This is a genomic window from Moorena producens 3L, from assembly GCF_000211815.1.
In the GTDB taxonomy this organism is placed as follows: domain Bacteria; phylum Cyanobacteriota; class Cyanobacteriia; order Cyanobacteriales; family Coleofasciculaceae; genus Moorena; species Moorena producens.
Map to the genome: position 1 here is coordinate 45,025 of NZ_GL890929.1, position 8,783 is coordinate 53,807.

Genomic DNA, 8,783 nt, shown 5'->3' on the forward strand with positions numbered 1-8,783 from the left:
CCAAAATGCCCGTTCCACACCTGATGCCCATTCCACCAATTTGATGTAGGGTGGGCAGTGCATCAAACAGATAAAATCAGCTGCGGCATTGGGTGTTCCTAGGCACTGCCCACCACCGAATTAATCACTTGCAGCCAGTGTATTGACTAGATCATCGCTTGACCGGAATAGTTACAAAAAGAGCTGAATCAAGAACTTGAACGTTATCAGGAGGAAAGACAGATGCCTTTGATTAGTCGAGTCGAAGAAAGGGCAATGAAGAGAGGTTTTGAAAAAGGATTTCAACAAGGATTTCAACAAGGACTTCAACAAGGACTTCAAGAATGTCGGAAAGGCTTACAAGAGACAGTAGTTAAAATTTTACAAAATCACTTTGAATCGGTATCACCGGAATTGGTGGTAGCGATTAATGCCATAGAAGATATCTCTGTGTTGAAACAGTTGATTGATCACTCTCTTAAGAGTAACTCCCTTGAGGAATTTGAGCAGCTCTTGGCACAACATCACTCCCTCGGTGCGCTTTCCGTAGGCGAATTAAATTCGCCACGGGTCGCACCGCTCCCTACTCCCTACAACTCAATGGAATAAGAATCCAAACCACTTTGTCCTGGACCCTGAGTCCACCGTGAATCAGGTTTCCAAGCACCATTTTCTTCTTCCCGGCGGCGAGTGCGGACAGTGAGCTGATTACCGTTAATTTTCAGTAGATTATATTGCCAGGGATAACCGGTTACTAGTTCTCTGGTCGGTGCGCCAAAGGTGCCAGCACAAATTCTATCGAGTTTGCGCCCATCTTGGCTGAGGTCGTAACGGAAAAGACTGGTTTCAGCTTTGTGGATGTGTCCATGGAGGAATAAGCGGAATCCAGCTTGGGCGAGTTGTTCCATGAATCCTTGGTCAGTAATGCGATCGCTTCCGTTACTATTCAGGGGATGGTGCCAAACCGCTATTTTCAGGCACTTGCCGTAGTCTTGATTAAGGCGAATCTTGGTCAGGGCGTTAGCCAGAGCAACTGGGTGAATGCTAGCACGGTCTTTGAAGTGGTGATCCAGTTGCCAAGCGGAGTTTAGTCCTAGAATCAGCAGGTTTTGGTCTGGGAGATGGTAGATCATCCCTTGCTGGTGATAGTCCAGGGGATAGGGTTGAGCTTTGATGGCTTGATAGAATTGACTGAAGTGGGCAAAGCGTTGTTGGTATTTGGTGTCATCTCGGACTCGAATCACCTGATCAGTGACTTTGATGTAGTCACCGTCTTGGAGTTTATCGTGGTCTTTTGTGCGTTCGCGTAGCGGCTCTGAAAGAGCATCGCATAACTCATAAGCCTCTTTTGCGAGGTCCCAGTTGAGGTCATGGTTACCGGGAACTAGAACAATTTGCTTCGGGTCTAGGGGGAAGTCTTGGCGGAGGTTGTGGAGAAACTGTTGTGCAGCCTGGTATTCTTGTTGCGTGGAATAATTGGCGATATCACCGGAGAGGATAAGAGCATCAAGGTGAGGGATTTGAAGGTCTTGCTTGAGGTCTTGGGCGAGTTGGTTTGACCAATTCTTAGCTTGGTCAAGGGTGGTGATGTGGAGGTCCGAGAGGTGGAGGATGTATATGGTTTGAGTGGCAATAAATTTGGGAGAATCGTCTTTGGGAGTAGGTTTGGGACGATAGGTTGGGTTGTAGACTTGGCAGCGCTCTTGAATGGCGTTAATGATATTTATAGTTTTCTTAAAAATATCGTTATAATTAGTTGCTGCCAATTCTTCGTTGTTGAGGCGATTAATTAGTTTAGGAATAGTGGCTTCTGTCCCGATTTTTCCCAGAGCTTCTGCCGCACGAATACGCACAAAAACGTTGTCATCATCCAGACATTTAATTAAGGGGTCTATGGTGGCTTCTGTTCCGATTTTTCCCAGAGCTTCTGCCGCGCGAATACGCACAAAAACGTCGTCATCATCCAGACATTTAATTAAGGGGTCTATAGTGGCTTCTGTCCCGATTTTTCCCAGAGCTTCTGCCGCACTTATACGCACAAATGAGTTGGGATCATCTAGCAATTTAATTAAGGGGTCGATGGTGGCTTCTATCCCGATTTTTTCCAGAGCTTCTGCCGCACTACTACGCACAAATGAGTTGGGATCATCCAGCAATTTAATTAAGGGGTCGATGGTGGCTTCTATCCCGATGTTTCCCAAAGCCTCTGCCGCACTTATACGCACCTCATAGTTATCATCATCCAGGAATTTAATTAAGGGGTCGATGGTGGCTTCTGTCCCGATGTTTCCCAAAGCCTCTGCCGCACTTATACGCACATAATAGTTATCATCATCCAGAAATTTAATTAAGGGGTCTATGGTGGCTTCTGTCCCGATTTTTCCCAGAGCTTTTGCGGCACTTATACGCACATCATAGTGGGAATTATCCAGCAATTTAATTAACGGGTCTATCGTAGATTCTGTACCGATTGCTCCCAGAGCAGATGCCGCAATAATAAGCACATCATAGTGGGAATTATCCAGCAATTTAATTAACGGGTCTATCGTAGATTCTGTACCGATTGCTCCCAGAGCAAATGCCGCACTACTACGCACAAATGAGTTGGGATCATCCAGCAATTTAATTAAGGGGTTTATAGCGGCTTCTGTCCCGATTTTTCCCAGAGCAAATGCCGCACTCCTACGCACAAATGAGTTGGGATCATCCAGACATTTAATTAAGGGGTCTATCGTAGATTCTGTCCCGATTTTTTCCAGAGCATCTGCCACACTTATACACACAGAATAGTGGTCATCATCTAGCAATTTAATTAAGGGGTCTATCGTAGATTCTGTCCCGATTTTTCCCAGAGCAGATGCCGCACTACTACGCACAGAATCTTGGGGATCATCCAGCAATTTAATTAAGGGGTCTATGGTGGCTTCTGTCCCGATTTTTCCCAGAGCTTTTGCGGCACTAATACGTACAGATGAGTAGTGATCATCCAGCAATTTAATTAAGGGGTCTATGGTGGCTTCTGTCCCGATTTCTCCCAGAGCAGATGCCGCACTAGTACGCACAGATGAGTAGTGATCATCCAGCAATTTAATTAAGGGGTCTATGGTGGCTTCTGTCCCGATTTTTCCCAGAGCAGATGCCGCACTAGTACGCACAAATGAGTTGGGATCATCCAGCAATTTAATTAAGGGGTTTATAGCGGCTTCTGTCCCGATTTCTCCCAGAGCAGATGCCGCACTAGTACGCACAGATGAGTCGTCATCATCCAGGCATTTAATTAAGGGGTCAATCGCCACTTCTGTCCCGATTTTTTCCAGAGATTTTGCCACACTAGTACGCACAGATGAGTCGTCATCATCCAGGCATTTACTTAGTTCAGGTATCGCTCTGTCTGATTTAGTTATTTCCAACAGCTCAACCTTAAAAGACTTCGGAACCTCTAACCTAGCCACCAACTCGACAGTATCTTCCTGAAACTTGGGTTTTACTGCTCCTGCTAACCTGGCTCCCAGTTGCCAATCCACATCTAACCCTAACCTTACCACCCGCTGTGCTTGGGCTTGATCATCTACCAATTGCAGCATCAGCACCAGAGTTTCTGTCCATTTCAAATAATTGAGATAGTTTTGTTGTAACTCCTGATCCCTAAGGTTTGGTAATTGCTTCAATAAATATTCTGCTGTATAGTATTCTTGGATCAGTTGGTGTCGAAACTCAATCAATTCTCCTGATGCTTGAATCAAGTGATGGTTGAGTAAGTCATCAAGCCAAGTCTTGGCGCAAACATTAGGATTAACAACAGCCTTATTAAGTAGATAGTTAGTTAAAATTTCCTCAGCTTTTGTTTTAGCAATAGCAACGCTGATCTCCTCGGGTTTATCAGGATTATCCCCTGTTGTCATCACAAACCCTAACTGTTGCAGCAGCTCAGGCCAAAATTTTCTTGATTGATTATCGGAAACCTTAACATCTTGCTTGATTTGCTTAGAATAAGACTGGGTAAATAACCGAAACACTAAACCGAGATTTGACGGTATCTTACCTATAGACTTAAATAGGTCACATAGCATCATCAATAGTAGGGGGGTTTGCCCAAACTCCCGTAAGCGATCGCCCAACTGCTTAAGCATCTGCTCCCCCTGTTGTGGCAAATACTTGCGGACAAACTCCGACATTTGGGCTGCACTCAAGGGTTGCATTTCCAACTTCTTTTCAATCCCCAGGTCACCACCCACTCCTAAATCCCTAGTGGTCAAAATCATGGAAGTAGTCTTCTGGTAATCCTGCCGAAACTGAGTCAAATGTAGGCGTGCTTCCTCTGAGGGTAGCTCGTTCACGCCATCGATAAGTAGCAAGAATTGTCCCTGAAACAATAGTCTTTCGATTTCGGTAGAGTCGAGGAGTACACCATGGCGTTTCAGAAAATTCCGCACTAACTCCAACACCGATGTCTGGTAATATCGCAGTTCCACCAGCACCGGAATTTTCCCTTGTATCCCTTCATTTGCCAACAATTGGACTAAGGCGGTGGATTTGCCTGAACCCGGACGTCCCACCAGTAATACATGGTCATTAGCATACTTGAGCAATCCTTCTAGAACAGGCAAGCGTTCAGTTTCTTCCCGATTCTGGTTTCTTTGTGGCTGCTCCGACTTGATGGTTTCGACCATTAGGTCAAAGTTGAACAGCATCGGGGTCTGTTGCTGCTGCTTGCGCTTGCGGTCTTCGACATCGCTTAGGGTATAAACTTGCCACGATTGGGCGTAGGTGTCACGGATTGATGCTAGATAGGGATCCCAAGTGACCATCTTAAGGTTTAATCGGGTTGAAGGTTTAAGGTTGTTCGCGTAGCGTGGCCAAAGGCCAAGGTTAGTTGGTTGTTCGCGTAGCGTGGCCAAAGGCCAAGGTTGTTCGCGTAGCGTGGCCAAGGTTAGTTGGTTGTTCGCGTAGCGTGGCCAAAGGCCAAGGTTATGACGATTGAACCAGTATGCGTTCGCGTAGCGTGGCCATAGGCCAATCGCATAAGCGCGGAAGCGAAGCTTCCGGAGCGTAGCGTGGCCATAGGCCAATCGCATGATTGTAGAGGCACTATCGGAATAGTATGCGTTCGCGTAGCGTGGCCATAGGCCAATCGCATAAGCGCGGAAGCGAAGCTTCCGGAGCGTAGCGTGGCCATAGGCCAATCGCATTATTTCTAGACTGTAGCAAACTGGCTTGATGCTTGTTCCACGTATTCTTGTAGAGGCATTATCGGAATAGTAAGCGTTCGCGTAGCGTGGCCATAGGCCAATCGCATTATTTTTAGGCTACAGTTCGCCTTGGGTGCATCTCATTAAAAATATTGCGTAGGGTGCGTTAGGGGGCGGGGGATTTTCTCAGTAGCCATGGTTAGGTTGCTGCCCGTAACGCACCACCGGGTCAAACAGCTTTTAGGAGATGCATCCGGAGCATACCCATAAGCTGATAGCTTATAGCTGATAGCTTACGGTTTAAAGTTAAATACTATGTTAAAGGGCACGATTATTATTATAATATAAATTGATTATTTATACTCAAAGACCTATTGAAAAATATTACTTTATTTAAACTTGTTACAAATGGTTAATATCTAAAATTTTTTTGTATACTAAGTATAGTAATTAATTGTGTTGCTTAAGCTCTCGCTGATGGCGGTAGCCGAAATATTATCTGTTGGTATTAAGGTTAAGTTATTATCAATATAGCTACAAAGCTTGAATTTACATTTCTGTCGTGATCATGAAACGAAGAAAGTTCTGTCGTTATGTTGCGTTAAGTTCAGCTTGCTTTGCTGGAGTCGTAAGTAGGAATTCTTCTTCTGCCGTGGGTTCCCAGTCTTTCCAAACTAAATCACGTCATCAATGGGTGGTCTTGTATTGGATGCCATACGATAACGACCTTGTACGTTTTGGTGAGCCAATCGTTGAAATGTTAACCCGTGGTACGAAAAACTCTGAAATTGCTGTAGTCGTTCAATCAGACTACTGGGGCGAGCCAAAAATGCGTCGTCGTCAGCTTGTTAATGGGATTACCAATGAGATTGATGTAGCAGGGGAAAACAGTAGTGACGTATCAGCTTTTTCAGCGTATCTTGATTGGGCAAATCAAACCTTTGAAGCAGAGTCTTGGGCGGTTATTGTTGTTGGTCACGGTGGAAAAATTAACGAAATTAGTCCTGATGATCACAAGACAACTGGTCAAACCCGGACTTGGATGAGAGTTGACCAGTTTGCCAATGCGGTTAGTAAATTTAACCAAGCTACTAATGGACGAGTTGAGCTACTTTTCTTTCAGAATTGCAACAAAGCTACGCTGGAAGTTGTATACGAAGTCAGGAATTGTGCTCGATATACCCTTGCCTCTCAGCTGACTCTTGGTGCCCCGAATTACTATTACGAGAGCTTTCTCAATCACCTTAAAAAGCCATCGGTTGGTGGACGTGAAGCAGCCATAGCTATCATGGATTCTGAGAGGGCTGATATGTATCACACCCTGACACTGGTAGACAACCAAGCCGTTGAGGGTATTCCAGATAAACTCTCACGGTTACTTCAGCCGATTCTCAACAGCCGTTTGCCAGCAATTAGAGACTCAGAACTCCCAACCTATCACTATTTTGGTGAACAGCATTGTGATGCACTTGTTTTACTTGGTCATCTGTTCAGGAGCAGCAGTCAAAGACAAAATGAGTTTACTGAATTTGCTGATTTTCTGCGTTCATCAGTTATTACCTCCTACAAAACAGGAGGAGAATTTTTTGGTGGCCGTCCTCCTAGCAATACCAATTCAAAGGAATTATGTGGTCTAAGTTTATATCTTCCAGAAACTGAACAGGCTACTTCTCGCTACAGTTCACTGGCTTTATATCAAGAAGTTGATTTAGTAAGCTTATACAGATTAATAGTTACCAGTTGATTACTGGGTGAAGTGTATTGGTAACAAGTTAAGGTTGTGTGCAATTTGTCAAAAAAATAGTTACAAAATTGAAGCAGTATGCGATCGCATGATTGTAGAGGCACTATTAAACTAGTATGCGATCGCGTAGCGTGGCCGTAGGCCAATCACATTATTTGTAGACTACTGTAGCAAACTGGCAAGATGCCAGTTCTACCAATTATTTGTAGAGCCACTATCGGAACAGTAAGCGTAGGCATCTGTGATAGTAGTAGCAAACTGGCAAGATGCCAGTTCTACTCATTATTTCTAGAGGCACTATCGGAATAGTAAGCTTACACATCTGTGATAGTAGCAAACTGGCAAGATGCCAGTTCTACCAAGATGCCCGCGTACGCATTCCAATTCCCTACTCCCTACTCCCTGTTCCCTATTACAGAGAGCTAGAATCAAGACTTGCAGCTTCACCAGGAGTTTCAGGCAAGTGTATACCACACTCTTGCTTAAGGCCATGAAAACGGGTATCCCGTTCATCCTGATCATCAAAGGATAAAGGTCGGCTGGAATGCCAATCACCGACGGTTGTATAACCCTCATCAAACATGGGATGATAGGGTAAGTCATGAGCGGTGAGATACTTATAGATATCCCTAGAGTGCCAGTTAAGAATTGGCAAAATCTTATACTGCTCCCCCTGCTTGTTAACCCAGCCCATACTCTTGCGGTGGTCAGTCTGTTGCTTGCGCAATCCTGCTAACCATCCCGTTGCGTTTAGTTCCCGCAAAGCGCGCTGCATCGGTTCCACCTTGCGGATCTGGTCGTAGCGGTTGAGGGATTCTACATCCTGCTTTTCCCAGAGTCTGTCATACAAGGCTTCCATCCGTGCTGGACTCATGGCAGACTGGTATACTTTAACATTCAAGTTGAGTCGTTCGATCAACTCCTCGGCAAATCGATAGGTTTTCACCGGTAGGTAGCCCGTATCTATCCAAATTACCGGTATATCTGGAACGACACTAGTGACCAAGTGCAGCATGACCGCTGACTGGATCCCAAAGCTGCTACTCATCACTAAGCCATCACCAAAGGTTTCAGCTGCCCATTCTACGATTTTGGTAGCGCTAGTGTCAGTCAGTTGCTGATTTACTGCTTCCAAATCCAGCTCAATTGGGTTTGATGTCACCCCGGTCATGGGGTCTAACTGCTGAGATTGGAGCTGGTTTGTTTTCCCATTCCCATCGAGGTGATCAGGGCTTTCGATAGGTGCAGCCTGTTGATTTCCAGAAGCTTGATCAGAAACGATCAGATTCAGTCGCGGCATGGTGGTAGTGTCTTGTTTTTACTCTGGATATATTGTTATGGTAATTTATTTGTGAATAATCTCTTTGGCAAGAGGCAAGAGGCAAGAGGCAAGAGGCAAGAGGCAAAAGGCAAGAGGGAACGCTGATCTGACTCCCGATTCCCGACTCCCTACTCCCGACTCCCGACTCCCGATAATCCTAAGAGTCTTCTTCAGTGATCGGCTCGCCAATATCAAATATAATCACAAATTGAGCATCGGGCATTAGCCGTTTCAGAGCCTGCATATGACCCTCCGCATCCGAACGTTTGCGGAACCGAGCAACAATCACTCGTTGCATCTGTGGTAATAAGCGCACCACCACCCATGGATGTAGGCGTTCAGCATAGGACATAATTTAATGTATCTCCTGTTATAAGGGGTCCTAGAGCCAGCCTTCAGCCTGGAATATCTTCAGGCTGGCTCTTCCCGTTTAACGTTTCGTTTAACGTCTGGGGCAATTTTATTATAACATAAATAATCTTACATTATAACAGATTTTGAAAATATTTGTAACAAAGTTGTGAGGGACTCGGGAATCGGGAATCGGGAA

Annotated in this window: 7 protein-coding genes; 3 read left to right on the forward strand and 4 right to left on the reverse strand. The window is 45.1% G+C overall.

Annotated features, from left to right (window positions below; all coding sequences use genetic code 11):
- The first annotated feature begins 222 nt into the window (after positions 1-222).
- Complete coding sequence (locus tag LYNGBM3L_RS16530; RefSeq protein WP_008185514.1) at positions 223-588, forward strand: hypothetical protein; 366 nt, start codon at positions 223-225, stop codon at positions 586-588.
- Here LYNGBM3L_RS16530 and LYNGBM3L_RS35425 read toward each other — a convergent pair.
- Positions 570-5,168 carry a HEAT repeat domain-containing protein gene (locus tag LYNGBM3L_RS35425; protein WP_229414545.1) on the reverse strand — a complete coding sequence of 1,533 codons (4,599 nt, stop codon included), beginning with the start codon at positions 5,166-5,168 and terminating at the stop codon, positions 570-572. The two genes, LYNGBM3L_RS16530 and LYNGBM3L_RS35425, sit on opposite strands and share 19 nt — an antisense overlap.
- Positions 5,169-5,736: 568 nt before the next feature.
- Here LYNGBM3L_RS35425 and LYNGBM3L_RS16540 point away from each other — a divergent pair.
- A complete protein-coding gene (locus tag LYNGBM3L_RS16540) occupies positions 5,737-6,912 on the forward strand; it encodes a clostripain-related cysteine peptidase (protein ID WP_044493524.1) in 1,176 nt (391 codons plus the stop codon).
- A 183-nt stretch (positions 6,913-7,095) separates the two neighbouring features.
- Entirely contained in the window at positions 7,096-7,221 is a 126-nt protein-coding gene (locus tag LYNGBM3L_RS48745) for a hypothetical protein (RefSeq protein ID WP_267872047.1), read from the forward strand.
- A gap of 103 nt (positions 7,222-7,324) precedes the next feature.
- On the opposite strand, the gene LYNGBM3L_RS16545 is transcribed toward LYNGBM3L_RS48745, so the two are convergent.
- The 3 genes from LYNGBM3L_RS16545 to LYNGBM3L_RS16550 all read right to left on the reverse strand — a co-directional run bounded on the left by LYNGBM3L_RS16545 (position 7,325) and on the right by LYNGBM3L_RS16550 (position 8,585).
- Positions 7,325-8,083 carry a phosphoadenylyl-sulfate reductase gene (locus LYNGBM3L_RS16545; protein ID WP_131827442.1) on the reverse strand — a complete coding sequence of 253 codons (759 nt, stop codon included), beginning with the start codon at positions 8,081-8,083 and terminating at the stop codon, positions 7,325-7,327.
- Between the two features lie 174 nt (positions 8,084-8,257).
- On the reverse strand, positions 8,258-8,422 hold the full coding sequence (locus LYNGBM3L_RS43720; protein WP_154659824.1) for a hypothetical protein: 165 nt from the start codon (positions 8,420-8,422) through the stop codon (positions 8,258-8,260).
- Positions 8,391-8,585 (reverse strand): hypothetical protein, encoded by a 195-nt coding sequence (locus tag LYNGBM3L_RS16550; RefSeq protein ID WP_008185522.1) that lies wholly within the window; start codon positions 8,583-8,585, stop codon positions 8,391-8,393. The genes LYNGBM3L_RS43720 and LYNGBM3L_RS16550 overlap by 32 nt, the downstream gene beginning before the upstream one ends.
- Between the last annotated feature and the right edge of the window lie 198 nt (positions 8,586-8,783).

Excerpts from the sequence above, each read along its gene's own strand:
- LYNGBM3L_RS16530 (WP_008185514.1), top strand. The coding sequence starts at position 223 with ATGCCTTTGATTAGTCGAGTCGAAGAAAGGGCAATGAAGAGAGGTTTT.
- LYNGBM3L_RS35425 (WP_229414545.1), bottom strand. The coding sequence starts at position 5,168 with ATGCGATTGGCCTATGGCCACGCTACGCTCCGGAAGCTTCGCTTCCGC.
- LYNGBM3L_RS16540 (WP_044493524.1), top strand. The coding sequence starts at position 5,737 with ATGAAACGAAGAAAGTTCTGTCGTTATGTTGCGTTAAGTTCAGCTTGC.
- LYNGBM3L_RS48745 (WP_267872047.1), top strand. The coding sequence starts at position 7,096 with ATGCCAGTTCTACCAATTATTTGTAGAGCCACTATCGGAACAGTAAGC.
- LYNGBM3L_RS16545 (WP_131827442.1), bottom strand. The coding sequence starts at position 8,083 with ATGACCGGGGTGACATCAAACCCAATTGAGCTGGATTTGGAAGCAGTA.
- LYNGBM3L_RS16550 (WP_008185522.1), bottom strand. The coding sequence starts at position 8,585 with ATGTCCTATGCTGAACGCCTACATCCATGGGTGGTGGTGCGCTTATTA.